The organism is Dyadobacter arcticus, from assembly GCF_011762185.1.
In the GTDB taxonomy this organism is placed as follows: Bacteria; Bacteroidota; Bacteroidia; order Cytophagales; family Spirosomataceae; genus Dyadobacter; species Dyadobacter arcticus.
In genome coordinates this window covers 301554-326760 of the sequence record NZ_JAASQJ010000001.1, presented here as the reverse complement: position 1 = coordinate 326760, position 25207 = coordinate 301554, and the positions used below count along the sequence as shown (strand labels likewise).

25 protein-coding genes are annotated in these 25207 nt (G+C 43.4%); 10 read left to right on the top strand and 15 right to left on the bottom strand.

The features are described 5' to 3' along the window. Positions 1–8 precede the first annotated feature (8 nt). From FHS68_RS01490 to FHS68_RS01480, 3 genes are all read left to right on the top strand, one after another. Positions 9–389, top strand: coding sequence for a hypothetical protein (locus FHS68_RS01490; protein ID WP_310588490.1), 381 nt, complete (start codon positions 9–11; stop codon positions 387–389). A gap of 133 nt (positions 390–522) precedes the next feature. Continuing rightward, on the top strand, positions 523–3501 hold the full coding sequence (gene secDF / locus FHS68_RS01485) for a protein translocase subunit SecDF (RefSeq protein WP_167266560.1): 2979 nt from the start codon (positions 523–525) through the stop codon (positions 3499–3501). 121 nt (positions 3502–3622) lie between these two features. After that, positions 3623–5080: an amino acid permease gene (locus FHS68_RS01480; RefSeq protein ID WP_167266558.1), complete on the top strand. Its 1458-nt coding sequence runs from the start codon at positions 3623–3625 to the stop codon at positions 5078–5080. Positions 5081–5189: 109 nt separating this feature from the next. Here the strand turns inward: FHS68_RS01480 and FHS68_RS01475 are convergent, their stop codons facing one another. The 5 genes from FHS68_RS01475 to lhgD form a co-directional block, all read right to left on the bottom strand. Next, positions 5190–5459 (bottom strand): hypothetical protein, encoded by a 270-nt coding sequence (locus FHS68_RS01475; protein WP_167266555.1) that lies wholly within the window; start codon positions 5457–5459, stop codon positions 5190–5192. 133 nt (positions 5460–5592) lie between these two features. Next, the gene (locus tag FHS68_RS01470; protein WP_167266552.1) at positions 5593–5802 is read right to left on the bottom strand and encodes a hypothetical protein; all 210 of its coding nucleotides are present in this window, start codon (positions 5800–5802) and stop codon (positions 5593–5595) included. 50 nt (positions 5803–5852) lie between these two features. Continuing rightward, positions 5853–6425, bottom strand: a complete 573-nt coding sequence (locus tag FHS68_RS01465; protein ID WP_167266550.1) for a DUF6169 family protein — start codon at positions 6423–6425, stop codon at positions 5853–5855. Beyond that, positions 6391–6573, bottom strand: coding sequence for a hypothetical protein (locus FHS68_RS01460; protein WP_167266547.1), 183 nt, complete (start codon positions 6571–6573; stop codon positions 6391–6393). The genes FHS68_RS01465 and FHS68_RS01460 overlap by 35 nt, the downstream gene beginning before the upstream one ends. Positions 6574–6699: 126 nt before the next feature. After that, the gene (gene lhgD / locus FHS68_RS01455; RefSeq protein WP_167266544.1) at positions 6700–7899 is read right to left on the bottom strand and encodes an L-2-hydroxyglutarate dehydrogenase; all 1200 of its coding nucleotides are present in this window, start codon (positions 7897–7899) and stop codon (positions 6700–6702) included. Positions 7900–8131: 232 nt separating this feature from the next. Here lhgD and FHS68_RS01450 point away from each other — a divergent pair, with 232 nt between their 5' ends. The 3 genes from FHS68_RS01450 (at position 8132) to FHS68_RS01440 (ending at position 10052) form a co-directional block, all read left to right on the top strand. Continuing rightward, positions 8132–8749 (top strand): Crp/Fnr family transcriptional regulator, encoded by a 618-nt coding sequence (locus tag FHS68_RS01450; protein ID WP_167266542.1) that lies wholly within the window; start codon positions 8132–8134, stop codon positions 8747–8749. Between the two features lie 162 nt (positions 8750–8911). Beyond that, positions 8912–9625 carry a hypothetical protein gene (locus FHS68_RS01445; RefSeq protein ID WP_167266539.1) on the top strand — a complete coding sequence of 238 codons (714 nt, stop codon included), beginning with the start codon at positions 8912–8914 and terminating at the stop codon, positions 9623–9625. Then, the gene (locus tag FHS68_RS01440) at positions 9618–10052 is read left to right on the top strand and encodes a hypothetical protein (protein ID WP_167266537.1); all 435 of its coding nucleotides are present in this window, start codon (positions 9618–9620) and stop codon (positions 10050–10052) included. Before FHS68_RS01445 ends, FHS68_RS01440 begins: the two co-directional genes overlap by 8 nt. Here FHS68_RS01440 and FHS68_RS01435 read toward each other — a convergent pair. The 4 genes from FHS68_RS01435 to recQ all read right to left on the bottom strand — a co-directional run bounded on the left by FHS68_RS01435 (position 9983) and on the right by recQ (position 16030). Continuing rightward, positions 9983–11176 carry an anhydro-N-acetylmuramic acid kinase gene (locus tag FHS68_RS01435; protein ID WP_167266534.1) on the bottom strand — a complete coding sequence of 398 codons (1194 nt, stop codon included), beginning with the start codon at positions 11174–11176 and terminating at the stop codon, positions 9983–9985. The genes FHS68_RS01440 and FHS68_RS01435 overlap by 70 nt on opposite strands. 94 nt (positions 11177–11270) lie before the next feature. Then, positions 11271–12458 carry a PSP1 domain-containing protein gene (locus FHS68_RS01430; protein ID WP_167266531.1) on the bottom strand — a complete coding sequence of 396 codons (1188 nt, stop codon included), beginning with the start codon at positions 12456–12458 and terminating at the stop codon, positions 11271–11273. Positions 12459–12473: 15 nt separating this feature from the next. Beyond that, positions 12474–13763 (bottom strand): phosphoribosylamine--glycine ligase, encoded by a 1290-nt coding sequence (gene purD, locus FHS68_RS01425; protein WP_167266528.1) that lies wholly within the window; start codon positions 13761–13763, stop codon positions 12474–12476. 53 nt (positions 13764–13816) lie between these two features. Further along, the gene (gene recQ / locus FHS68_RS01420; protein WP_167266525.1) at positions 13817–16030 is read right to left on the bottom strand and encodes a DNA helicase RecQ; all 2214 of its coding nucleotides are present in this window, start codon (positions 16028–16030) and stop codon (positions 13817–13819) included. A 96-nt stretch (positions 16031–16126) separates the two neighbouring features. On the opposite strand from recQ, the gene FHS68_RS01415 reads away from it, so the two are divergent. Then, a complete protein-coding gene (locus FHS68_RS01415; RefSeq protein ID WP_167266523.1) occupies positions 16127–17101 on the top strand; it encodes a KpsF/GutQ family sugar-phosphate isomerase in 975 nt (324 codons plus the stop codon). 44 nt (positions 17102–17145) lie between these two features. Here the strand turns inward: FHS68_RS01415 and FHS68_RS01410 are convergent, their stop codons facing one another. The 5 genes from FHS68_RS01410 to rpmG all read right to left on the bottom strand — a co-directional run bounded on the left by FHS68_RS01410 (position 17146) and on the right by rpmG (position 20627). Beyond that, positions 17146–17622, bottom strand: coding sequence for a DUF4293 domain-containing protein (locus FHS68_RS01410; protein WP_167266520.1), 477 nt, complete (start codon positions 17620–17622; stop codon positions 17146–17148). A gap of 18 nt (positions 17623–17640) precedes the next feature. After that, the gene (gene rimO, locus FHS68_RS01405) at positions 17641–19002 is read right to left on the bottom strand and encodes a 30S ribosomal protein S12 methylthiotransferase RimO (RefSeq protein ID WP_167266517.1); all 1362 of its coding nucleotides are present in this window, start codon (positions 19000–19002) and stop codon (positions 17641–17643) included. A 128-nt stretch (positions 19003–19130) separates the two neighbouring features. Further along, the gene (ftsY, locus tag FHS68_RS01400) at positions 19131–20093 is read right to left on the bottom strand and encodes a signal recognition particle-docking protein FtsY (RefSeq protein ID WP_167266515.1); all 963 of its coding nucleotides are present in this window, start codon (positions 20091–20093) and stop codon (positions 19131–19133) included. Between the two features lie 171 nt (positions 20094–20264). Further along, on the bottom strand, positions 20265–20417 hold the full coding sequence (locus tag FHS68_RS01395; protein WP_167266513.1) for a DUF4295 domain-containing protein: 153 nt from the start codon (positions 20415–20417) through the stop codon (positions 20265–20267). Positions 20418–20444: 27 nt separating this feature from the next. Next, a complete protein-coding gene (rpmG, locus tag FHS68_RS01390) occupies positions 20445–20627 on the bottom strand; it encodes a 50S ribosomal protein L33 (protein WP_167266510.1) in 183 nt (60 codons plus the stop codon). A gap of 277 nt (positions 20628–20904) precedes the next feature. Between rpmG and FHS68_RS01385 the strand changes: the two genes are divergently transcribed. The 3 genes from FHS68_RS01385 to FHS68_RS01375 all read left to right on the top strand — a co-directional run bounded on the left by FHS68_RS01385 (position 20905) and on the right by FHS68_RS01375 (position 24246). Continuing rightward, a complete protein-coding gene (locus tag FHS68_RS01385) occupies positions 20905–21483 on the top strand; it encodes a c-type cytochrome (protein WP_167266508.1) in 579 nt (192 codons plus the stop codon). 85 nt (positions 21484–21568) lie between these two features. Beyond that, a complete protein-coding gene (gatB, locus tag FHS68_RS01380; protein WP_167266505.1) occupies positions 21569–23065 on the top strand; it encodes an Asp-tRNA(Asn)/Glu-tRNA(Gln) amidotransferase subunit GatB in 1497 nt (498 codons plus the stop codon). A gap of 92 nt (positions 23066–23157) precedes the next feature. Beyond that, complete coding sequence (locus tag FHS68_RS01375; RefSeq protein ID WP_208408124.1) at positions 23158–24246, top strand: TlpA disulfide reductase family protein; 1089 nt, start codon at positions 23158–23160, stop codon at positions 24244–24246. Between the two features lie 70 nt (positions 24247–24316). Here FHS68_RS01375 and FHS68_RS01370 read toward each other — a convergent pair whose 3' ends face one another. Then, positions 24317–25195, bottom strand: coding sequence for an NAD-dependent epimerase/dehydratase family protein (locus FHS68_RS01370; RefSeq protein WP_167266500.1), 879 nt, complete (start codon positions 25193–25195; stop codon positions 24317–24319). Between the last annotated feature and the right edge of the window lie 12 nt (positions 25196–25207).

Genomic DNA, 25207 nt, shown 5'->3' with positions numbered 1-25207 from the left:
ATTTGACAGTGAAGACAATAAGAGTGATTAATCAGGGAATTAGCTTAATGCTTGCCGTCATGCTTTTGATGGTAGCAGGCACACGTTCCTGGTCGGATCACACAGATAGTACTCGATCATTTGCTTCTGTTGCCAAGGATTTTTCAAAACAAAAGGCTGCAAAATCACCTGAATCCAATGAAGCAAAAGTAAATACGCTATCGCTGGACGCAGTAATTACCCCCGCAATTTCATTTGCTTTTTCACACCACTTCCATTTTTTACCTCAGGCTGTCTGGCACTTTGTTGCGGGTAAGCCGGTTGTTCGATTTACTTTCCAGGAATCCTTTTTCCTAGTCTCCTATTTCCACCGGATCTTCGGTAGGTTTATAGTCACCAACGCCCCCTGACCCTTCCGAAGTCCAGGGATTACCGGCTTTTCAGCATTTATTCCCCATTTGTTCGCGACGATGTATTGCCTGATCCAGGCAGTTTCAATCCGCATTTACATCAGTATTCAGTTCAATTTTTATATCAATAACAATGACTAACAAGAATGCAATAATAGGGTTAACCATTGTGGTTGCCCTGATTAGCGTCTATTACCTTTCCTTTACTTTCGTTTCCAGAAGTTTCAAAAGTAAGGCAACCACTTATGCGACAGATGCTAAGGGTGAGGTAAATGTGACAAAAAAACAGCGTTACATTGATTCGTTGTGGCGTGAGGATGTGTACCTGGGACATACATTACAGGAAGTTACTGAGCGTGAGCTTAACCTTGGGCTTGACCTTCAGGGCGGTATGCACGTGGTGCTGGAAGTAGCTCCTGCGGACATTTTGAAAGGAATGGCTGGCGGAAACGCCCGCAGCGTGGCGTTTCAAACTGCTTTGAGAAAAGCGGGTGAAGATAAGTCGGCAAGTAACAGCGGCTTTATTAAACGTTTTGTGGATGCCTATAAGGAAGCAGCCCCTAATTCCAGCCTTGCATCTGTATTTGCAACCAGCGCCAACCGCGGCAAGATCAGCGGTAGTTCTTCGGATGCAGATGTAACCAAAATGCTGAATACGGAGATCGACGGTTCTATCGACCGCGCATTTCAGATTACGCAGGCACGTATTGATAAATTTGGAGTAACTAACCCGAACATTCAGCGCCTACCAGGCCAGAACCGCGTTTTGGTGGAACTTCCCGGTGTAGATAACCCTGAGCGTGTCCGTCGTTTGCTTTCCGGCGCTGCGAAACTTGAATTTGCAGAAGTATATCTTACCAATGAGTTGGGAGCAGGCTTGGAAGGTTTGGGTAAATATTTGACCAAACAAGCTGAGATTGAAAAAGCAACTGCCAAACCAACTGCTGCCACTGCAAAGGTTGATACCAAAAAAAAATCAACAACTGGCGGTCTTGCTGAACAGCTAGCCCAGAAAAGCGAGGTTGACTCTACCCAATCAGATTCTGCCAAAGTAGCAGCGCAAACCGCTGCATTGACCAGCTTATTTGTACCAATGCCGCAAGGTTTGGGTGTTTATCTGAAAGACACAGCCCGTGCTAGTGAAATTCTTCGTCGTCCGGAAGTACGTTCATTGTTCCCTGCTGACCTGGTCTTCATGTGGGACCGCAAAGGAACAGAAGCCGGAACTAACCAACTGATCTTGCCTTTATATTTTATCAAAAAAGCAAATGGCGAAGCAGCTATGGAAGGTGACGTGATCGTGGACGCAACCCACGACTACGACGAGCGCGGTCGCCCGGAAGTTACCATGCGTATGAATGGCGAGGGCGCGCGAAAATGGCGCTCATTGACTGCACGCAGCATCAATCGCCCGGTAGCGATTATCATTGATAACCTGGTGTATACTGCTCCTACTGTCCAAGGTGAAATCCCAAATGGTAACTCAAGCATCACCGGTAACTTTACAATTGAAGAAACGAAAGATATGTCCAACGTTTTGAAAGCGGGTAAGTTACCAGCGCCAACCCACATTGTGGAAGAAGCCGTGGTAGGTTCTACGCTGGGCGCAGAGGCAATCAGCGACGGACTTTGGTCTTCTGCGATTGGTTTGTTGATTGTGTTGGTATTTATGGTTACTTATTATAACAAAGCAGGCTGGATTGCAGATATCGCATTGGTTATCAACCTTTTCTTCCTTTTGGGAGTGATGGCATCTCTGGGAGCCGTGCTTACATTGTCCGGTATCGCAGGTATCGTACTTTCTATTGGTATGGCTGTGGATGCGAACGTACTGATTTATGAGAGTATCAAGGTCGAAATTAAAGCGGGCAAACCTTTTGCGCAGGCAATTCGTGATGGTTTTAAACATTCATTAACCGCTATCATTGACTCCAATGTTACCACATTGTTGACGGGTATTATCCTTTACACATTCGGAACAGGATTGGTACTTGGTTTTGCGACGACATTGGTTTTAGGTTTGCTTACCTCGCTTTTCAGTGCAATTTTCATCACCCGTCTGTTGCTTGAAACACAGATCAAAAGAGGCAAAGTTTTCAATTTTTACACAGGATTGACTAAAAACTGGTTTAAGGACAACCATTTCGATTTTGTTTCTCAGCGCCGTCGTTTTTATGTTATATCAGCGGTTATCATTGCGATTGGGATAGGATCATTTATTTTCAAAGGATTTGGATTAGGTATCGATTTCAAAGGTGGGCGCTCTTATGTGGTTCGTTTTGATAATAATGTGGATGCGGACAAGCTTCGTACGAATATGGACGAGGTGCTTGGTTCGGCAACGGAGGTGAAAACATTCGGTGGCCAGGATCAGGTGAAAATTACCACCGCTTATCTGATTGAGGAAACTACCCCGGAAGCGGATCAGAAGGCAGAGACGAAGGTTTTGGAAGCAGCTAAGAAAATTCCAAATAATCCTGCGAAGATCGTAAGTTCCAATAAAGTGGGACCAACGATGGCAAAGGATACTTTGTGGTCAGCAGTTTACGCGGTACTGCTTGCACTTGCGGCCAACTTTATCTATATCCTGATCCGGTTTAAAAGAGTGGCATTCAGCTACGGTGCGGTAATGTCCCTTGTTCACGACGTAGCGATCATTCTTGCCATCTTCTCGTTGTTCAACGGCTGGCTGCCATGGTCGCTGGACATTGACCAGGCATTTATTGGGGCGATCCTGACTATGATCGGTTATTCCATGAATGATACCGTCGTCATTTATGACCGTATCCGTGATTATCTGGCCGACGAGAAATCTCGTGGACAGAGTCTTCCAGTGGTTATCAACAATGCATTGAACAGTACTTTGAGCCGTACGGCGGTAACCGGGATATCCGTTATCCTTGTACTTGTTGTACTGATGATCTTTGGAGGTGCGGTCATTCGCGGGTTTACATTTTGTATGTTGCTCGGGGTTATTGTAGGAACCTATTCATCGCTGTTCGTGGCCGCCCCAATCGTGGTCGACCTGCTGCAGCGTGACCAGAAAAAAGAGCCTGTCCTGGCCGTTGCAGAACCTGCACTACCAGCATCAGGTAAGAAAGTAAAAGCGTAAGTAACAAGAAGAAAAAAGGGTAAGCGTAATGCTTTCCCTTTTTTTATTCTGTCTCTGTATATAATTAGCAAAATTTTCTTTTAGATTTATAAGATGTTAAAACAACTACAACACAGAGCTTATGGCAAATCAATTATGGGCTAAAAAACCCATTGAAAAACTATTAAATGAATCAACAGGAGAAGCCAATCAGCTAAAAAGATCGTTAGGATCCGCCAGTTTGGTTGCTTTGGGAATTGGGGCCATCATTGGTGCGGGACTCTTCTCTTTAACAGGAATTGCCGCCGCGGAACACTCCGGTCCGGCGGTAACTATCTCATTTATACTTGCCGCAGTCGGTTGCGGCTTTGCAGGGCTTTGCTACGCCGAGTTCGCTTCCATGATCCCGATTGCCGGAAGTGCCTATACCTATTCCTATGCTACCATGGGCGAATTTGTTGCCTGGATCATCGGCTGGGATTTGGTATTGGAGTATGCCTTGGGAGCAGCCACCGTTTCGGTGAGCTGGTCCAGGTACCTGCTCGAATTCCTCAGCAAATTTGACATTCATCTCCCCACTCAATTGGTTTGCTCGCCTTTTGAGATCGTTAAATTGAGCAATGGTACCGTTATCGACAACGGGATCATCAACTTGCCTGCCATCTTCATCGTGTGCATGCTTTCATTGCTGCTGATCCGCGGAACAGAAGGTTCGGCATTTTTGAACAACTTCCTGGTCGTTCTGAAAGTAGCGGTTGTATTGATATTCATTGGATTGGGTTGGAGCCATATCAATCCGGACAATTATGTGCCTTACATTCCTGAAAATACAGGTGCTTATGAAAACTTTGGCTGGTCGGGTATTGCAACCGGGGCCGCGGTGGTTTTCTTTGCCTTCATTGGTTTTGATGCGGTTTCAACAGCCGCGCAGGAAGCGAAAAACCCACAAAAGGGAATGCCGATTGGGATTTTAGGATCATTGGTCGTTTGTACTATTCTATACGTGCTTTTTGCCCACGTGATGACTGGGTTGGTTAAATACACAGAGTTTGCCAATGATGCAAAACCAGCTGCGACGGCATTTGCTAAAACGGGTTACGATTCATTGCAAACAGCATTGATTATCGCCATTCTCGCAGGTTATACTTCAGTAATGCTGGTCATGCTTTTGGGCCAGAGCCGTGTATTTTATTCAATGAGCAAAGACGGTTTGTTACCTAAATTTTTCAGTGACGTTCATCCGAAATTCAGCACGCCTTGGAAAACCAACCTGTTTTTCATGGGTTTTGTAAGCATTTTCGCGGGACTTGTGCCTGTGAGTGATTTGGGCCACATGGTTAGTATCGGAACATTGTTCGCATTCTGTCTGGTGTGCGTCGGAGTTTGGATGCTGCGTGTAAAAAGACCTGAACTACACCGTTCTTTCCGCACCCCGCTGGTACCATTTGTGCCAATTATGGGTATTGTGGTTTGCCTATATTTAATGTATTCTCTGCCCATTGAGAGTTGGTACCGTCTGGCAATCTGGCTGGCAATTGGGCTTGCCGTTTATTTTGGATATGGCAAGAAGAATAGCAAGATAGGACGGTATGATGATTAGAGGTTAACTATAAAGCAATTAGCGATTAGCTTTTAGCTTTTTTTAAATTTTATGATCCCTGCTTTCGCTTTGGAAAGCAGGGATTTGTTTTGGTAATCGAAAAATTTCTTTACCGATCATTGCTTTCATTCAATTTCGAAATTAATGTCGCAGCTCTCAACTGATTTGCAATATCAACCCTCAACTCAGGCGTGACATTTTGTACGTCTTCGGAAAAGAGAACAACTTCAACCAAAGCATTCATTGAGCCAACGATCTGGGCGCAGCTGTCGGTCTGAAAAAATTCTTTGACGTCCCTTAGCATTGCTTGCTGGGTTTCCCTCAAATCTGCTTTTGAAACATTGGTTTGTTTGTTTTTTGAATTCTGAAATGTGTTCATACATTTGTGAAAGTTTGATTGTTAATTGATTAAACTGGCCCGGGTGTTGAAGTTTGGAGACCGAAGCATCCGGATTTTTTCTTTATATAATTTACGTAGTTTTACATAAATTTAGATTAAATAAAAAGCCCTTTTAAGGCTTATATCTGACTATTGTTTCTATTTCAAAATGCCCATATTCGATTAATATCTCCTTCATTCTTTTTTCCGAGATACCTCGCTCATATATATAATCTTGCATGGCCTGAACCGCCTTTCCTTTTTTCATTTCTGGTGTCAAATTGGGATATAGATTTTTGACCCACCAGTCAAATGCCTCTTTTACCGAGCCGAACGTTTTCATTTCTCAAAGATAACAATTTACGTAAAACTACACAAATTAGTGAGCTGTATTTATTTGCATTCTACCCGGCATTCAAGAGTTGGTGGATAACCTTTTGATATGAGATCGTCCCTAATCTCAAAGGCGGTGATTTTTATCTGTTCAAGTTTAGAGCATGTATTGGGTACCAGCATCATCATATCGAACTTATCGCCATTCCACATACTTGATCCACTAATGATAATCCTTGTAACCTTCTTGCTCACAAACCCGCAGCACTCGTTATACCACCGGGCAAATGTAATTTTTCGACTCCTTTGTCGGCCATCCCTCGTGTCGTACATTACGAGCATTGACCTTTCAGGATATTCTTCCATTACTTGTAAGAGTATGGAAAAGACAGTCTCTTTTATCCGTGGATCGTGCTTTTCAGCAAAAAAACCTTTGGATTCGTTGATTTGCATCAATCCAAAGGTAACAACGTCTTCCTGCATTGACAGGTACTCGTCAAAATGACCAGAAGCATTCAGAAAGTAACAGAGATAAGAATTGCCAGATTCGGTTTGGAAAAAATATGAATCTTGTCCATTCCGGTAATTGACTATATAATCATACGGCCTTAGCGAACCTAACTCCTCTGGCATATAATTCCTCCCTGGTTATTTTTCCGTTGTAATACAATTCAACGGATTCCTTGTCCGCCAATACTTTTTCAATAAAGCGAGCCAATCGATCCTCCTTTTTCGCACCATTAGCAGCTTCTACCACAGGTGCATTTGCCGTTTTGTTCATGGTTTTTTGGTTTCGATTTAACTTGTTTGAACGTAGTAATGAGCAGCAAGTCTTTTCAGGGAGCTTATCAGCGCGAATAAAAATAGAGAGAAAAAATCATCTTTTATAATTTGGCCAAATTTTATTTCAAATTCTCGCCAAAACCCGCTCGGAAACCGTCTGCCCAATAGACAGGGAAGAAGTCGCCGCTGGCGAAGGCGCATTGCAGACATTGATGGCCGTTTTATTTTCTATAATAGAAAAATCATCCAGTAGCCCACCATCGTAATCACAAGCTTGTGCGCGCACGCCCGACCCCCCGGGGAAGAGATCGTCGCTTTGTATTTCGGGAATAAGTCCCTGCAATGCTTTGGTAAATGCGGCTTTGGAAAACGAACGATAATATTCTCCTATGCCGGTTTTCCAGTATTTCAAGGCTACTTTTCGGAATCCCGGCCAGGCCAATGATTCAAATAACTCTGGAAAATTAATGTCAAGCTTATCATAGCCTTCCCGCTTGAAAGCAAAAACAGCATTGGGTCCGGCCTCAATTCCGCCTTCGATCATTCTTGTAAAATGGACGCCGAGAAATGGGAAATTCGGGTCAGGAACGGGGTAAATGAGGTTTTTGACCAGATAATGCTTGTCAGGCTTAATCTTGTAATATTCACCACGGAAAGGAATGATCCGGACATTTATATTTTCTGGCTGTGTTAGTTGCGCGACCTTATCAGAATACAGTCCGGCACAATTTACGACCAAACGCGTTTCAAAGAGCTTGCCGGTCGCCGATACGACTTCTGAATGAGTATTGCGGTTTTTAATGTCAATGATTTTTTCGTCAAAAAGAATTTCTCCATCCAGCTTTCTGACGCATTCAGCATATTTTTCACAAACTGTTTTATAATCAATAATACCAGTGTAAGGTACCCAAATGCCTTCCAAGCCATGCACGTGCGGCTCAATTTCGCGGATTTCGGATTGTGAGATCATCCTGTTATCGACCAGCCCGTTTTGCATTCCCCTATCAAATAAGTTCCGCAGCAATGGCCTTTGTTCTTCGCTGGTAGCGACCACTATTTTCCCGCACAGATCATAATGCACATTTTCACGATTGCAAAAATCAATAAGCATCTGGTAACCGCGTATGCAATTGGTTGCTTTCAGGCTGCCGGGTTTATAATAGAGACCGGAGTGGATTACGCCGCTGTTGTGGCCGGTTTGGTGCTTGGCCACTTCGTTTTCTTTTTCGAGAAGAAGGACTTTTATAGAAGGTTTTTGCTCTTTAATGCGAAGCGCTGTGGCCAGGCCCACAATACCGCCGCCTATGATGGTAATGTCGTACATTCTATTCTTAATCTTTTCTGTAAAGAAATAGGTTGTGACGCAATTATCTGAGTTAAGTACTTATTTAAGTTGAGGAGAGCTTACTTATCACTCATTTTAAGTACTTTTCAAAAAAGTAGTCGATAGCAGCGCAGCTATCCAGCCGGGCTATCCATCCATGATCATCACGTTCCTTTAATACTCAATCCATAGAATATGAAATTAGTATTAGCAATGAAACGGAACAAATTTAATGATCGAGTTCGAAACGAATCCCTCCCCTTCATTCAATCTGGATGTAAAATCCCCTCTTCACAATGCTTTCGAACGGAAAGCCATTGTCTTAGATCTTCGTGAGGGTGCGATCATTTTCCATCCTGACCAAAAGCAGGACAGTCTTTATTTTGTTAAGAGCGGAGTCCTAAGAAGCCTTGTGAACCGCGGCGACACAGAATTGACCAGGTGGTTCTATTCGGCTGGCGATCTCGCGTTCTCGGCACTTTGCTTTCTTCACGGCGCACCGTCCGACATCTGCCTGGAGGCAGCATGTCCTTCCGTCATAATGCAAATTTATAGGGAGGATTATAATGCACTGTGCAACGATTTTCCTGAATTCAAAAAAATCGTTAATGACTTGCAAACAGCGTTTCTATCAAGGTATTCCTTGCATAATGATTCGGTCAAAATGCTCTCACGGATCGAAAGGTATCGGAAATTCCTGGCTGAGTTCCCCACAGTCAATCACCGGGTTAAGGTCATGCATCTGGCCAGTTTTCTCGGAATGTCGCCTGATACGCTATCCCGGATCCGCAGGCAATTTAAAGATGAATCTTCGAAGAATAATCCAACTGCACCGTCAAATTGCGGATGATTAACTGGCTTTTGCCGGTTGTCGGTTAAGATAGTTGCCTCTAAGTTTGCGAAGTAATACGTCTGATTCAAACTTTACTTCCACTTAACTATCAACTAAAATGCGCTTGTTCTACATCTTTTCTAAAAAATGGGTTTTAATAATTACAAACACAGCGTATGTATGTTCAATGTTCTTCGATTTGTAACCGTGATGCTATGCGTCATGAGTTGCCAGATCAACAGCGAGGTCGAAAGTCCTAAGAGATCAGCTAATCAATATTTTAACCAACTTAAAAATGATGCTTCATTTAGAGCCCTAAGGGACGAAACAAAAAGCATTGCCGATAAAGCCAGACTTTCCAATGTTGAATTTTATGATAGTCGCCCGGAAGACCTGAGGAAATTGGATTTCGCATCTGGATTGTCAAAGGAAAACTTACTTTTGAACTTTACGAATAACCCTAGATTTGTAATTAATGCGGAAGATCGGTTGCGGGTTCTATTGCAAGATTTCGCAAAGCATCACCGGGATTTTGTCAAAGAAGACCCGGAATTAATAGACGAGGTTTACTCGAAATTGTTGAGTTACGAAGGCGACAGATTAATCCTGAGTCTGAAGGCAGCTAAAACGCCTGATTGCGGAGGAACCTGCAACAATCAATTTTATGGAAGTATGGAATCCTGTGCATTCAATTACACAGTTTCATTCGCAGGTCTAATTATCGGTATGATTGCAACAGAGGGAGGTGGTTCTGTTGCGGCATTGGCTGGCTACATTATAGCGCAAGCACAAAGATCCTATTGCGAATCGAGTGCGTTTAATAATTTAGGATATTGTATGGATGGATGTGCGGGTGGCAATAACGCGACTTCAAATGGTACAGAAGATGAATAATACAATCTTTGGGATCAAACTGATTACCTGGGCACTAATCCTGTCGTGGTTATTGAATAGTGCACTCTGGATCGGATTTCCGCAATTTATGTTGAGAACAGGCACATCTTATGTTATAATGGGCATCTTCTGCACATTAATATTCGTAAAAGTTAAGTCCTTCTCCAAGCAGGAATGGGCCGATAATTTTTTTCATCTCAAAAAACAGCTTCCGTTATTGATCTATATGCTGGCGATGGGAATTTTGATACATAGATTTCTGGAAACCACCTACTGGGCACCCAAACGGCTGAAAACGATGCAGGAAATCAGGGGAAATATGACAAGGCGCAAGGTATCCGCAAGTAGCATCATCAATCAGCCTGGAAGCGAAATTTTTCCCATTGAAATGTTGGGTACCCCTTCTTTTTCGCCAAAAAAGGATTGATCTCCTGCGATCGCTTCATTGGCGAGAACCGCAAACAAAACGGCTTCTTTGGCATCACCCGAAACGCCGAGCTCGTCAATCAGCTTCACTTCCATATTCAGGTTTTCACGGATTGCAGACATTAGTACAGCATTGTGAGCACCGCCGCCGCTTGCATAAATCGTGTAGGTTTCATTAGCTGAGATGGCGATTTTGATCGAGTCGGTGATGGTATCGGCACTCAAGCTGGTAAGGGTCGCAATAATGTCCTGGCGGGGTAGAGATGTGATTTTCGATTTCTGGATGGCAGTTTCTGTATACTCAAAATTAAAGACTTCCGGTCCTGTTGTTTTTGGAAAAGCCTGCTTAAAAAATGGCAGGGATTTGAGTTCGTCTAAAAACCTGGTATTTACCTTTCCGCTCGCTGCAATATCACCGTTTTCATCATAAGGTTTATGGAAAAACCTGCGGGTATAAGCGTCCAAAAGTGTATTTCCGGGGCCGGTATCTGTCGTGAACACCAGATTGGGATCCAGACTTCCGGGCAAATATGTAAAATTGGCAATGCCTCCCATATTGAGCAATATCCTGTTTTCCCCTTTTTTCGAAAAAAGAAAATAATCTCCGTAAACGGCCAGAGGCGCGCCTTCACCACCTGCAGCAATGTGTTTTTGACGGAAATCGCTTAATGTAATGATGCCCGTTTTGACTGCAATGTGATCCCCATCACCGATTTGCAAAGTAGCATTGGGAAACCCGGGAAGTTTGTGCTGTTTTTTTGGCGAATGAAAAACCGTTTGTCCATGACTGGCAATCAAATCGATTTCTTGCGGCTCGATATCCCACGTTTTCAGACAATCCAATACCATTTGGCCGTGCTCGTTGCCGATATAGGGGTTAAGCAGGCAAAGCTGTTGGAAATCTATTTCTCGCTTCGCGAAAATTTTCCGGATCTCATTTCGAAAATCATCTTGATAAGGCACTGTGGCAAACTTTTTAAGCATCAATGTGGTATTTGTACCGCTGCTTTCAATTTTGCAAAGTGCCACGTCCAGTCCATCCAGGGAAGTCCCCGACATCAGGCCAATGACACACCTGGATGGGCTATTTGCCAGTTCATGGAGTCTTTGGATGTGATTTTTCATAGGTAGGGTTTGTAAAAAAAGAAGTCAAGCTCTAAACGGGGGCGCCTAGTCCTGACTTCCAGTAATTTTAAAAATAAGCTACGGATTCTCTGACCTACTGTGGTGCTGATGAGGCCTGTGGCTTGTTTTGGGGATTTTTATTCTTACCAGACCTGTTTTTCTTCTTTTTCTTCTTTTTTTGTTCTTCGCTGTATTTGCGATCCAGGTTTTCAAGATCACCGTTTAGTTTTCCGGGTATCTTGTCAAGGATTTTCTCGGCTTGCGGCGTAAGGATTTCCAAAGATTCAGGAATTACATTGTTTTTATTCAACTCAATGATTTCCAAAACCTTCTCGATTGCTACCGGATACCAGTTTGTGTCTTTTTCAAAACCAAACCACATGATTTTTTTGAAAATATCGGTCTTAAGCAGTGTTGCAACCCCTTTTTTCGTTTTTAAAGGTGCTTCAACAGTCGGTATGTCTCGCAAAGCGTCGATGTAAGTTTCGAGCTCGTAATTCAGACAGCATTTAAGTCTTCCGCATTGCCCTGAGAGCTTGGCTGGGTTAAGAGAAAGGTTCTGATAACGTGCCGCTGACGTGGAAATATTTTTAAAATCCGTTAGCCAGGTCGAGCAGCACAGTTCGCGGCCGCAAGAGCCAAGGCCGCCCAGGCGACTGGCTTCCTGCCTTAAACTGATCTGGCGCATTTCGATCCTTACTTTGAATTCCGATGCCAGCGATTTGATTAGCTCCCGAAAGTCCACTCTTTCTTCGGACGAATAATAGAATGTTGTTTTGGTATTGTCTGATTGAAATTCTACATCTGAAAGCTTCATATTCAGCTTCATTTCGCGGATGATTTCTCTCGTGCGGTAAAGCGTAGGCATTTCCCGCGCAATGGCTTGTGTATGCTTGTCCAGGTCCTTCTCGGAAGCCACACGATACACGACATGCATATCATCGCTGATCACAACACTTTTCCGCTTCATCTGAAGCCTCACCAGCTCGCCCTGAAGCGACACTGTGCCAATATGCTGGCCCGAAGCCATTTCACAAACGACATAATCGCCCGTTACAAATTCCAACTGATTTATATTGCGGAAATACTCTTTTCTGCCCCCTTTGAACTTTATTTCGACAACGTCAAAACGCTGGCCTGTTGGCACATCCATATGACTTAACCAGTCGAACACATTCATTTTATTGCATCCGCCTGTTCCGCAATTTCCTTTGCTTTCGCATCCGGCGGCAGCCGATCCATTAGTACCGCACCCGCCAGATGTACATGATCCACATCCCATAGTTACTCCTCCTCATCAATCGTTATAACGTATTAAATCCACACCTATATCGTGACGAAAGTATTTGCCTTCAAATTGTACAGCCTGGGCTGCACGCTGCGATTTGTGAACCGCATTTTCCAGTGAATTGGCCAGGCCGGTAAGTACCATTACCCGACCTCCATTCGTCACTATCTCAGTATTTCCATTAAAAGTAGTGCCAGCATGGTACAAATAAACGTCCTCTACCTTATCACTTCCTGAAATTACCTTTCCTTTTTCATAGTCTCCCGGATAACCGCCCGATACGACGACCGTAGTTACTGCTACCTGCGGCGAGATCTGCAATTCAAAGTCATTCAATGTTCCTTTGGCCGTTGAGGCCATCAGCATTGCAAAGTCGGATTGTATGCGTGGAATAACAACTTCCGTTTCCGGATCGCCCATCCGAACGTTGTATTCGATCACGTAAGGTTCACCTTTTATATTCATTAATCCTATAAAAATGAAACCCACGTACCTTATGCCTTCGTTCTTTAGGCCAGCCAGTGTCGGTTTGACCACTTTTTCATCAACTTTCCTCAAAAAATTAGCATCGGCAAAAACAACGGGCGAGACTGCTCCCATCCCACCGGTATTAAGGCCTGTATCGTTTTCCCCAATCCTTTTGTAATCTTTTGCTTCGGGTAAAATCTTATAATGTTCGCCATCCGTTAATACAAAAACAGACAATTCAACTCCTTTCAGAAATTGTTCGACCACTACCTTGCTTCCCGCAGTACCAAATTTGCCATCCAATAGCATTGCTTTAAATGCTATCTCGGCCTCTGCATGTTTTTCGGCAATGATTACGCCTTTTCCGGCAGCCAACCCATCGGCTTTAAGCACAATAGGAAGTGGATGGGCTTCGAGATATTCCAATCCTATTTCCAGCGTCTCCGCAGTGAATGTGCGGGACGATGCGGTTGGAATTGCATACTTCTGCATGAATTGTTTGGAAAAATCCTTGCTGCCTTCAAGTCGGGCACCTGCTTTATTGGGGCCGATCACCTTAACCCTGGAAAGATCCGGCCTTGATTCAAAATAATCAACTATTCCGTTGACCAATGGCTCTTCGGGTCCCACGATCACCAATTCAATGTAATTCTGTAAAATGGCGTTGCCAATCGAGTCGAAGTCGTTATAGGAGATAGATAAGTTCGTTGCTATGCCCGCAGTGCCCGCGTTCCCAGGAGCTACAAACAAGCTGTCACAAAGAGGGCTTTGGGCAATTTTCCAGGCAAAGGCATGCTCTCTCCCGCCTGATCCCAATATAAGTATGTTCATAAATTGGTTTAAAATATCCGTCGGTTTGGGCGGATAATTGTTCTGTAAGGGTTTTAGTTTGCGAGTTCTGATAAAAACTTGATACGCATCAGCCGCAATTCTTCTTCACTTATTTCATCTTTCGCAAATTCATCCAGGGCGACGGCAATGTTATCCGTTTCCGCTGCCATAAAATAATCATAAATATCCTGCTGCCTTTCACGGTCAATTACCTGATTGATATAGTAATCGAGGTTGAGTTTGGTACCCGAATAGCAAATATGTTCAACTTCTTCTATCACATCGGCCAAATCCAGGTCTTTCACCTCAGCGATCTCATCCAGGCTTACCTTCCTATCTACCTGCTGAATAATGAAAATTTTGATTTTGGATTTATTGACTGTCGATTTAATGACGACGTCCTTAGCCGTTTCAATCTCATTTTCTTCGACATAACGGGTGATGGTGTCAATAAACTGTCGGCCGAATTTCTGCACCTTCCCCATTCCGACCCCATTGATCTGGGCCATTTCCTGTTGAGTGGTGGGATATGTTGTGGCCATTTCTTCCAGGGAAGGATCCTGGAAAATGACATAAGGAGGAAGATTTTTCTCTTTCGCAACTTTTTTACGAAGGGCTTTCAGCAAGCCGAGCAAAGCTTCGTCATAAGCATGAGCGCTAGTACCTCCGGCTGCTGCATCCTTATCATCGTCCTCAGGCTTAACTTCCTCTTCCTCGAAATTATGGTCTTTATGCAACGTAACCTGATAAGGGTCGCTGAGATATTTGGCCCCTTTTTCGCCAAGCCGGATCACGCCGTAATTTTCAATGTCTTTTTCGAGGTAATTGAAGATGACAAGCTGCCGGATCGTGGAAATCCAGTAATCGCGTGACTCATTCAATTCCAATCCCTTACCATATACATCGAGCTGGTCGTGCTCATAACTTTTAACATATTGGTTTTCGGTGGCAGTCAGCAGATCGGCAATGTGATCGCAGTCAAAGCGTTGCTCGGTTTGTGCAACCGCTTTTAGCACCAAAATCACATCTTCCTGAACCTTACTCTTATCAGTATGTTTGATACAATTGTCGCAGGCGCCGCAATCCTTATCCAGGTATTCTCCAAAATAACTTAGCAATTGCCTTCTGCGACAAACGCCTAATGTAGCGTATGCCACCATTTCATTGAGCAAATGGCGCGCATTATCCCGCTCGGTTACGGTTTTATCCTTGTTGAATTTTTCGAGCTTCTGAATGTCCTCATAGCTGTAAAACATCAGGCAATTCCCTTCCAATCCGTCACGTCCGGCGCGGCCGGTTTCCTGGTAATAGCCTTCTAACGACTTGGGAACATCATAATGGATGACAAAGCGAACATCCGGCTTATCAATGCCCATTCCAAATGCAATGGTTGCCACGATCACATCAGCCTCCTCATTCAGGAATGCATCCTGGTTGGCCATACGCGTATTGCTGTCTAAACCAGCATGATACGGTAATGCGCGAACATCATTAACATTCAGTAGTTCGGCAACTTCCTCAACCGTTTTGCGGCTCAGGCAATATACAATCCCAGATTTTCCTTTGTTATTTCTGATATACCGGATCAGCTGCTTTTTGACATCCTTTTTGGGGCGTATCTCGTAATAAAGGTTTTTCCGGTTGAAAGACGATTTAAATGTCTCCGCTTCCTCCATTTGCAGGTTCTTGCGAATATCCTGCTGCACTTTTGGGGTTGCAGTGGCTGTAAGTGCAATGATTGGGAGCTGACCTATATTTTCAATAATTCCATAAATCCGTCGATATTCTGGCCTGAAATCATGGCCCCACTCAGAAATACAATGTGCTTCATCGATGGCGATAAAGGAAATATTTACTTTTTTAAGAAAATCGAGGTTATCTTCTTTGGTAAGCGACTCGGGGGCTATGTAGAGTAATTTAAGCGTTCCATCCAATGCATCCGTTTTAACACGGGTCATTTCTGCTTTGGTAAGCGTTGAATTAAGAAATTGGGCATTGATTCCAAAAGCGGTGAGCTGGTCAACCTGATTTTTCATCAATGCAATGAGCGGCGAAATAACGATTGTTAACCCTTCACTTACCAATGCAGGTAATTGGTAGCAAAGTGACTTGCCAGCCCCTGTGGGCATGATTACAAAAGTGTTTTTACCTAGGAGAATATTTTGAATAATTACTTCTTGCTCTCCACGAAACTGACTATATCCAAATATTTCTTTTAGTTTCTCTTTTAACGTGTCTAAGACGACTTGCTCAACCTGCTTTACCATACTCTGTTAACAAAATGGTTATCCCCAAACTTCTTTATCTTTGCTTTTTTTGAAATGAATTTTGACGATTCTATCCCTATAAACTGTGTTTCAGATTTGAAATTAATAAAAAATATTCAGTCGATAGCAAAAGATGTAATACAGCAAGAGGCAGAAGCTTTGCATAAAATAGTTGAACTGATTGATGACGAATTTGAAAACTGCGTATATGCTATTTTAAACTCCGGAGGCAGGGTAGTCATTTCCGGTGTAGGCAAGAGTGCCATTGTTGGACAGAAGATCGTAGCCACTCTCAACTCGACTGGGACGCCCGCGCTGTTTATGCATGCTGCCGATGCTATTCATGGCGATTTGGGCATGATTCAAACCAATGACGTTGTGATCGTTATATCCAAAAGTGGCGATACATCGGAGATAAAAGTGCTGGTTCCGCTGTTGAAACGTATAGGAGTTACCATGATCGCAATGGTCAGCAACAGGGAATCTTATCTGGCCAAAAATTGCAAATTTATTCTACATGCATTTGCTCCGAGAGAGGCCGATCCCTTAAATCTGGCACCAACTGTAAGTACCTCAGTGACAATGGCTTTGGGAGATGCATTGGCGATCTGTCTGCTAGAAGCAAGAGGTTTCACGCATGATGACTTTGCCCGATTCCATCCGGGAGGTTCTTTGGGAAAAAGACTATACCTGAAAATTTGTGATATCTACCCGCATAATGCTTTACCGATTGTCTCGGAAACTGCTAATTTACAGGAAGTTATTCTTGAAATGACTTCAAAAAGACTGGGTGCTACGGCGGTTAATGATGTTGATGGCCAAATGATTGGAATTATTACCGACGGTGATTTGCGTAGAATGCTGAAAGAACATCAGGCGATCCGGATTCTCAATCTTACAGCTGCCGATATCATGACTAGATCTCCAATATCTGTCTCCCCCGACGAATATGCGGTGAATGCTTTGGAAATTATGCAGTCGCGAAGCATCACGCAGGTGGTTGTTGTGGAAGCGGGGAAAGTGCTGGGTTTCGTGCATTTGCACGATCTGCTGAGAGAAGGACTGGTTTAGGGTAAAGTTGTAATGAGATTCACTTACCCAAAACAGATCATTGCTTACCTGAATCTTTTGGATTGTTGAACCGTACGCTCATCTTTACGGATAAAGCGATTTGCAAAAACATTGGCTAGCATTGCGCCCACCAAGCCGTAAAACCCAATGTCATATTTACCTGGAAGCTCGGAATCAAACAGTTTTGCTGTCTTATAATAAGTAAAATAAATGACCAAACCCATGATAACGGTCATCAATATAGAATTGACTGCACACAAGGCAGATTGTAAGACGCGGTTGCGAAATTGAGAAATGGCGTAAGCCGAAATACCGGCAACCAGTACTGCTAAAATTATGAGATAGTAAACTGGCTGAATCGTGGATTGAACCTCTGTTACCTGATGTGTAAGTTTAATAGCGGTTAATTCGGCTTTTTGTATCCCTGTGACAGATACTTTGGTCCAGATCGGGAAAGCAAGGAAAATACCCATTCCTACGATTGCGATGGCTAGGAAGATAGATTGGATTCTTTGTAACATGTGCTAAACTGTTATTCTTTAATGTTTGATGAGCAAATTTAATAAGGCCGGATCTTCGGAAAAAGGGACTGAAGAAACGACTTCGCCATAAAGGTCAAACTCTTCGGCAGATGTGATTTTAATATTGGCGAAATCTCCCAACCTAACAAACTGGCTTGCAGGGATCAACACCTCATTATCTACTTCGGGGGAATCGAATTCTGTACGGCCGATAAAATGTCCACCTTCCTTGCGGTCGAAAAGCACTTTATAAGTATTACCTATTTTTTGTTGGTTCAATTCATAGGATATGCCTTGCTGCAATTCCATAATAGCATCCGCACGTTCTTGTTTAATCTCAGCAGGAATGTCATCCGGCATGGTGTAGGAATGCGTATTGTCTTCGTGCGAATATTGGAATGCACCCAATCGGTCGAAACGCATCTTTTCTACAAACTCGTAAGTTTCATCGAACAATGCCTCCGTTTCACCAGGATGTCCAACAATCAACGTAGTCCTTAATGTAATTCCAGGGACCTTCTCACGAATGGTTTCGATGAGCGCCTCCGTTTTCTCGCGGGTAATGCCTCTGCGCATCGATTTAAGGATCTCTGTCGAGCCCGATTGCAAAGGCATGTCCAGATACTTACAAATGTTATCACGTTCATTCATGACATCCAAAACGTCCATTGGGAAGCCTGCGGGATAAGCATATTGCAATCTAATCCACTCGATTCCCTCCACATCAGATAGTTGAGCAAGCAGATCGGATAGATTTCTTTTTTTATAAATATCCAGACCGTAGTAAGTCAGATCTTGTGCAATAAGAATCAGTTCTTTCGTGCCGCGCTTTGCCAATGATTTGGCTTCTTTTACAAGATCCTCAATGGGGCGGGAAATATGTCCGCCGCGCATTATGGGGATTGCGCAAAAGCTACATGGGCGGTCGCAACCTTCGGCAATTTTCAGATAGGCATAATGTGCTGGCGTTGTGAGTAAACGTTCTCCAACCAATTCATGCTTGTAATCGGCTTTAAGTGTTTTGAGGAGGCGAGGCAACTCGTTGGTGCCGAACCATGCGTCGACCGTAGGAATTTCGATGGAAAGTTCATCCTTGTAACGGTGTGAAAGACAGCCTGTAACATATACCTTATCCACAATTCCTGCTGCTTTGGCGTCGGCGTAACGAAGAATGGTGTTAATGGATTCTTCTTTGGCATTGTCGATAAAACCGCAGGTGTTGATGACAACAATCTGGGAATCATCTTTTCTGGATTCATGCGCAACATTAAATCCGTTTCCTTTGAGTTGTGTGTAAAGCACTTCTGAATCCACCACATTTTTGGAGCAGCCCAGCGTAACAATATTAACCTTATTCTTGATTATTCCTTTGGTTTTCATTGGGGTTAGCTATGAGCGGTTGGCAGTAGCTATTGGCTTTAAATTGGGAAATAGTGCAATTCCTTTATTAGTGAATCAGCTGATAATGAACCGCTAAACGGCGCGCAAAGTTCGGGAAATTCAAATGATCAGCCAATCTTTTTAAACAAAGAATCAACAAACTCATTTCGGTCAAATACCTGAAGATCATCCATTTTTTCTCCTACGCCAATGTATTTTACAGGAATTTTAAATTCGTCGGAGATACCGATCACCACGCCACCTTTGGCGGTACCGTCCAGTTTGGTAATGGCCAGGGCAGTTATTTCAGTGACTTTGGTAAATTCTCTAGCTTGAATAACCGCATTTTGACCAGTACTTCCATCCAATATCAAAAGTACCTCATGCGGCGCATCCGGAATAATCTTTTGCATTACCCGCTTGATTTTTGACAACTCATTCATCAAGTTAACCTTCGTATGCAAACGGCCGGCGGTATCAATGATGATCACATCGGCACCAATTTCCATTCCTTTTTTTAAAGCATCATAGGCTACCGCAGATGGGTCGGTGTTCATTCCGTGATCGATTACGGGCACATCAACTCGTTTGCCCCACAATTTTAGCTGATCCACAGCCGCTGCGCGGAATGTATCCGCTGCACCCAGTACTACTTTATGTCCTCGCTGATGGAATTGGTGAGCCAGTTTTCCTATTGTTGTCGTTTTTCCAACCCCATTCACACCCACGACCATGATCACATAAGGTTTTGGCAAATGCTCGGTTTCGTAACTGTCCTTGATGTCAACTGATTTATTTTCAGTAAGCAATGCAGCGATTTCTTCGCGCAAAATTCCGTCAAGCTCGGCAGTGGTGGCATATTTGTCCCTGGCAACACGTTCCTCAATCCGTTTAATAACTTTAACAGTTGTTTCAACCCCTACATCGGAACTGACCAGAATGTCTTCCAGTTCGTCCAGGACATCTTCATCAATGGTCGTTTTGCCTATTATGGCCCGGGAAAGTTTACCAAAGAAGCTGTCTTTGGTTTTCTCCAAGCCTTTATCTAATGTTTCTTTTTTCTCTTTTGAAAAAAAGCCAAATAAACTCATCGTGCAATTAAGATTAGTAGCCCAAAAATAAAACAAAAAAGTCCCAAAAGGGACCTTTCATATAATGCAATATCACGCTTCGACTTCGCTCAGTGTGACAATATCAATTTTAATCTCATTGCAGCCAAACAATGTCAGTCTGAGCGCACCGGGCCGCCGGGCGGCCGAAGACTAGTTTTTCAAGGCACCCTGAACACCGTCAAGGGGTACAATTTCTTCTTTGAACGTATAGGCTCCGGTTTTTGGAGATCTTACGGCTTTGATCACTTTTGCAAATGCCTTACCGCCTTCTTTTTTCAGGGTAGCAACTACTTTCTTTGCCATGTCTGTATATTGTTAAAGTTTAAAACCTTATTTGATCTCTTTGTGGACAGTATAGCGTCTTAGAAACGAATTGAATTTCTTCAATTCCATACGGCCAGGTGTGTTTTTCCGATTTTTTGTAGTCACATAACGTGACATTCCCGGAACACCGGTTTGTTTCTGTTCTGTGCATTCTAATATGACCTGTACTCTATTACCTTTCTTAGCCATTGCTTTACTTCGTTTTTACAAATAGGAGTGCAAAAGTAACAACATTTAATATTAATCAAAATAATATCTGTCAAATAAGGCATAAAAATTTGAGCACTTTTAATTGCGAAAGCCCAGGGTAATGCATTGTAGTACAAAACGGTAATGTTGTTGACCAGCTAAAATGCTGCTAATTTCTGGCATCAATAAGAAGGAAATCTAACGCAAACTTACTTTCTTCGTATGATGATTTAAATATCAAACCTTAATCTGGCGGAAATTCTTAAAATTGAAAACAATGACACTCAAACAAAGCACTTCCCGGGCACTAATCGTACTGGCAGTTTCCTTCTGCATCGGTTGTTCTTCAAAGGAAGACCGCGATAAGTATGACCACTACTACGGATCAGGCAGCAAATCGCGAGAAGAAACTGCACTTGTCAAGCTTCAGAACGATAGAAAAAATCAGCCCGAAAGACCTGCTCCTGTTGCCGCGCCGGCACCTGCTGCCACTTCTCCGGATTCAGGTGCTGCAAAAACTGGGGACAGCGCTGCTGTTGCTGCAACGGCTACGGCAGCCGCTACGCCTACGTCCGCCGCTGCACCTGCGTCCGCACCAAAACGTAAACCTGTGCCTGCCGACGTTTTAGCTTTGTTGAACAAACACGCATGTTTTGCATGTCACCAGGCATATGATAAGGTAATCGGGCCTGCTTATTCGGAAGTAGCTAAAAAGAAATATAGTCCGGACGAGATAGTAGAACTGGTACATAATCCTAAGCCAGAGCATTGGCCCGGTTATCCTCCCATGGCACCTATGGCCCACGTTCCCAAAGCCGAAATCGTCGTAATTGCCAGCTGGATTAACTCATTATAAGCCATTCCGTTTGTTTAGAAAATACGGGCCGTTCATGCTATGGACGGCCCGTATTTGTATCTTTGTGAAAGCATTAGTATAAAATATGATTCAAAACGCATTGCGTCCTTCTGACATTACAGATGAACTTTTGGCCGCTTATGAAACGGTAATCGGGCTGGAAGTACATTGTCAACTCTTAACCGAATCCAAGTTATTTGCCAGGGATTGCAATGTGTTTGGGGCCGAGCCTAATACCAATATTGGCCCACTTACATTGGCCCTTCCAGGGACTTTACCAAAAATCAATAAGAAGGCAGTGGAATATGCGATCCGCCTCGGCCTGGCGTGCGGATGCACAATTAGTAAAAAAACCATCTTTGACCGGAAAAACTATTTTTATCCGGATCTCCCAAAGGGCTACCAAATCTCCCAGGATAAAAAGCCGATCTGTGATAAAGGCAGCGTGACAATATCTTCGAAAAATACCGACGGTCAAACCGTTGAAAAAGTAATCCGCTTTCATCACATTCACCTGGAAGAGGATGCGGGAAAATCAGTCCATGACGGGAGCTACACAGAAACATTGCTGGATTATAACCGGGCCGGAACACCACTTGTCGAAATGGTATCAGAGCCGGATTTAAGATCTGCGGAAGAAACCGGAGCATTTGTAACAGAAATCCGGCGACTAGTGAGGTATCTCCAAATCAGTGATGGCAATATGGAAGAAGGCTCATTACGTTGCGATGTGAACGTTTCAGTTCGTAAGAAAGGCGCGCCGGAATATGGAACAAAGGTGGAGATCAAGAACATGAACTCTATCCGCAATATGATGCGGGCAATCAATTTTGAGGAACGACGACAGGTAGCATTACTGGAAGGCGATCAGGATGTTCAACAGGAAACCAGAATGTTTGAGGTAGAAAGTGGTCAGACATATGGCATGCGTGTGAAGGAAACCATGAACGACTACCGCTACTTTCCTGATCCTGACCTCAGTCCGGTTGTTATTTCGGATGAATGGCTGGCGAGCATCAAAGCTGCTATGCCTGCATTGCCTCAGGAACTGCGTGAGAAATTCGTTCAGCAATATGGTATCCCTGTGTACGACGCAATTGTACTGACAGATACCAGAGAAATTGCACTTTATTTTGAGGCGGTTTGTGCTTTAACAAATGCCTACAAATCAGTATCAAATTGGCTGATGGGACCAGTTAAATCTTATTTGAATGAACACGATAGCAATATTGATTTGTTTCAAATGAATCCGACAAATCTGGCTGCCTTGATAGCATTGAGTGAATCGGGTGTTGTGAGTCATTCGGTTGCTTCGCAGAAAATTTTCCCTATACTTTTGAATGAGCCAGACCGCGCGCCTTTGGACATTGCGACGGCAAATAACTGGTTACAAAACAGCAATACAAATGAGCTCGAATCGTTGGTAGATGAGGTTATTAGCTCCATGCAAGATAAGGTAACAGCATATAAAAAAGGGAAAAAGGGATTGATTGGGCTGTTTGTCGGGGAAGTGATGAAGAAATCAAATAATACGGCTGACCCGAAAATGGTCAATCAATTGCTTGCACGGAAACTAAGTTAGCCACACATAATTAATCAGCTTTGAAGAATATGAAGGGTTTTATCAAACAGAGTTTCTTAGTAATAAATGTTGTTTTCTTGAGCCTTCAATCAATGGCTCAGCTTTCGCCGAAGGCTTTCACAGTTTCAGGCAAGGTTAAAAACGGGTCAAAAGGCGAAAAAGTTATCTTGCTTGTATCAATTTCGGGTGGATCCTCCATAAAAATCGATTCTACACAGCTTGCGGCAGATGGCAGTTTCGCGCTAAAGGGAACTGAAAAGGATCGCGGCAGCTTTTTTTCTCTGAACATTGCAGATCGTCAGAAGGTAATTTTGCTGGTAGAAGGGGGTGAAAATTTCATCGTGTCGGCAGATGGTACCGGAAAAGATAGCAAAGGCAATGGTGGTAAAGCTGAGGTTTCAGGGTCCAAAAACATGGAATATTATGCGCAAATAGACCAGCTCATGCAGAGTTTTGCGGCGAAAGTGACAAAATGGAATGAGGACTATGCCGCTGCGGAAGAGAAAAAGGATTCTAAGAAAATTGCGGAAATTCAGCAGTCGTTTGCAAGGGCTGATCAGGAGCGGCTAAATGTGATAAAGAAATTAATTCCAGAAATGGGTACATCCCTGGTGGCGCTTTTTACGGCCAATAATTTTTTAAGACCTGAGAACGATCTTGAAACATTAAGAAAATTGGCTGACGACTATGGAAAAGTAGAACCTTTACCAACGCTCGCAAAAGGATTTATTGGCCAGATTAAAAGAATTGCTGGGCTTGCGGTAGGTGAAGTAGCGCCGGATTTTACATTGAACAGTCCTGAGGGGCAACCTGTTGCCTTGTCATCTTTACGCGGAAAATTTGTGTTGATTGATTTTTGGGCATCCTGGTGCGGGCCTTGCCGGATGGAAAATCCGAATGTCGTACGAATGTATGATAAGTTTAAGGACAAAGGCTTTGATATATATGGGGTATCACTAGACGATAATGAGAAAGCCTGGAAAACAGCAATTAGCAGGGATAACCTCAAATGGCAGCATGGATCGGAATTGAAAAAATGGAAGTCAGGAGTTGCGCAAGCATATGGTGTAAACGCCATTCCCGCGACCTTTTTAATAGATAAGGATGGGAAGATTATAGCAAAAGACCTGAGAGGCCCAGCCTTGGAAAGCAAATTGACCGAGTTGCTGGGAGCTCAGTAATATTTACTTTGGTTAAAATAATGCAAAAAATCCGCGGGGCTACCTGCGGATTTTTTGCATTAGATAAAATCTAAGCTTTGTCTTCAAGACTATAAAAGAATTGCAAAGGATTGGGAAACAGATAGCTATAAGAGTAATGGTTTTCAAATTTTTCATTCGAAATTATCTTAAAATCAGGGCTGATTTCAGGCTGAATGTAAGTCGGGGCTTCCCAGCCAAACCTTTTGCATGAATCGTCGTAAACTTCCCGTCTCGTGGGATGGATTGGTGAAACAATATTGAAGGTTTCATTTTTAAGGCCATGTTCAAGAAAATGTTGTATAATGCCTACGGCATCGTCCCGATGAATGTAATTAACAGGAATTGAGCCAGTTAACATATTTTTTTGCCCTTTCACATATTTTCCTGGAATACGATTATGGCCCAATAAACCTCCCAGTCTGAGAATCGTAACCATTCTCAGCGGGCGTAATGATTGAACTATATTCTCCGCCAAAACCATGTCTGGTGATGGAGAATTTTCAGGAGCGGAAACGTCTTCTTCTTTAACAATCCGATTCAGCTCTGGATATATTCCTGTAGAACTGATGAAGATCACCTCTTTAACTGTCGACTTTTCTATTTCTCGTGCAACTACTTCAATTTGTTTTGGATAAAATCCCGGCTCGTTTTTGGTCAACCGCGGCGGCAGGGAAATGATCAATGTATCTGCATTAAAAAATGCGTCTAATTGTGTTTGGTCTGTCGCAAAATCGGGCGTAAGATCCAATAAATAGCCCTCGATTCCATTGGCTTCAAATTTTCCCAGGTTGGAAGAAGAAGTAGTGCTGCCTGCGATTTTCCACGTACTATGCTCCTGTTGCAAACGTTGAGCTAGGGGAAATCCCAGCCAGCCGCATCCCAGAATGCTTAATCTTTTTCTTTCTATTTTTGAACCTTGGTCTATCATGTTACCCATTTT

Bases quoted from the DNA above. Each gene is read 5' to 3' on its own strand.
- secDF (WP_167266560.1), top strand. From the start codon at position 523: ATGACTAACAAGAATGCAATAATAGGGTTAACCATTGTGGTTGCCCTG.
- FHS68_RS01480 (WP_167266558.1), top strand. From the start codon at position 3,623: ATGGCAAATCAATTATGGGCTAAAAAACCCATTGAAAAACTATTAAAT.
- FHS68_RS01475 (WP_167266555.1), bottom strand. From the start codon at position 5,459: ATGAACACATTTCAGAATTCAAAAAACAAACAAACCAATGTTTCAAAA.
- FHS68_RS01470 (WP_167266552.1), bottom strand. From the start codon at position 5,802: ATGAAAACGTTCGGCTCGGTAAAAGAGGCATTTGACTGGTGGGTCAAA.
- FHS68_RS01465 (WP_167266550.1), bottom strand. From the start codon at position 6,425: ATGCCAGAGGAGTTAGGTTCGCTAAGGCCGTATGATTATATAGTCAAT.
- FHS68_RS01460 (WP_167266547.1), bottom strand. From the start codon at position 6,573: ATGAACAAAACGGCAAATGCACCTGTGGTAGAAGCTGCTAATGGTGCG.
- lhgD (WP_167266544.1), bottom strand. From the start codon at position 7,899: ATGTACGACATTACCATCATAGGCGGCGGTATTGTGGGCCTGGCCACA.
- FHS68_RS01450 (WP_167266542.1), top strand. From the start codon at position 8,132: ATGATCGAGTTCGAAACGAATCCCTCCCCTTCATTCAATCTGGATGTA.
- FHS68_RS01445 (WP_167266539.1), top strand. From the start codon at position 8,912: ATGTTCAATGTTCTTCGATTTGTAACCGTGATGCTATGCGTCATGAGT.
- FHS68_RS01440 (WP_167266537.1), top strand. From the start codon at position 9,618: ATGAATAATACAATCTTTGGGATCAAACTGATTACCTGGGCACTAATC.
- FHS68_RS01435 (WP_167266534.1), bottom strand. From the start codon at position 11,176: ATGAAAAATCACATCCAAAGACTCCATGAACTGGCAAATAGCCCATCC.
- FHS68_RS01430 (WP_167266531.1), bottom strand. From the start codon at position 12,458: ATGGGATGTGGATCATGTACATCTGGCGGGTGCGGTACTAATGGATCG.
- purD (WP_167266528.1), bottom strand. From the start codon at position 13,763: ATGAACATACTTATATTGGGATCAGGCGGGAGAGAGCATGCCTTTGCC.
- recQ (WP_167266525.1), bottom strand. From the start codon at position 16,030: ATGGTAAAGCAGGTTGAGCAAGTCGTCTTAGACACGTTAAAAGAGAAA.
- FHS68_RS01410 (WP_167266520.1), bottom strand. From the start codon at position 17,622: ATGTTACAAAGAATCCAATCTATCTTCCTAGCCATCGCAATCGTAGGA.
- rimO (WP_167266517.1), bottom strand. From the start codon at position 19,002: ATGAAAACCAAAGGAATAATCAAGAATAAGGTTAATATTGTTACGCTG.
- ftsY (WP_167266515.1), bottom strand. From the start codon at position 20,093: ATGAGTTTATTTGGCTTTTTTTCAAAAGAGAAAAAAGAAACATTAGAT.
- FHS68_RS01395 (WP_167266513.1), bottom strand. From the start codon at position 20,417: ATGGCAAAGAAAGTAGTTGCTACCCTGAAAAAAGAAGGCGGTAAGGCA.
- rpmG (WP_167266510.1), bottom strand. From the start codon at position 20,627: ATGGCTAAGAAAGGTAATAGAGTACAGGTCATATTAGAATGCACAGAA.
- FHS68_RS01385 (WP_167266508.1), top strand. From the start codon at position 20,905: ATGACACTCAAACAAAGCACTTCCCGGGCACTAATCGTACTGGCAGTT.
- gatB (WP_167266505.1), top strand. From the start codon at position 21,569: ATGATTCAAAACGCATTGCGTCCTTCTGACATTACAGATGAACTTTTG.
- FHS68_RS01375 (WP_208408124.1), top strand. From the start codon at position 23,158: ATGGCTCAGCTTTCGCCGAAGGCTTTCACAGTTTCAGGCAAGGTTAAA.
- FHS68_RS01370 (WP_167266500.1), bottom strand. From the start codon at position 25,195: ATGATAGACCAAGGTTCAAAAATAGAAAGAAAAAGATTAAGCATTCTG.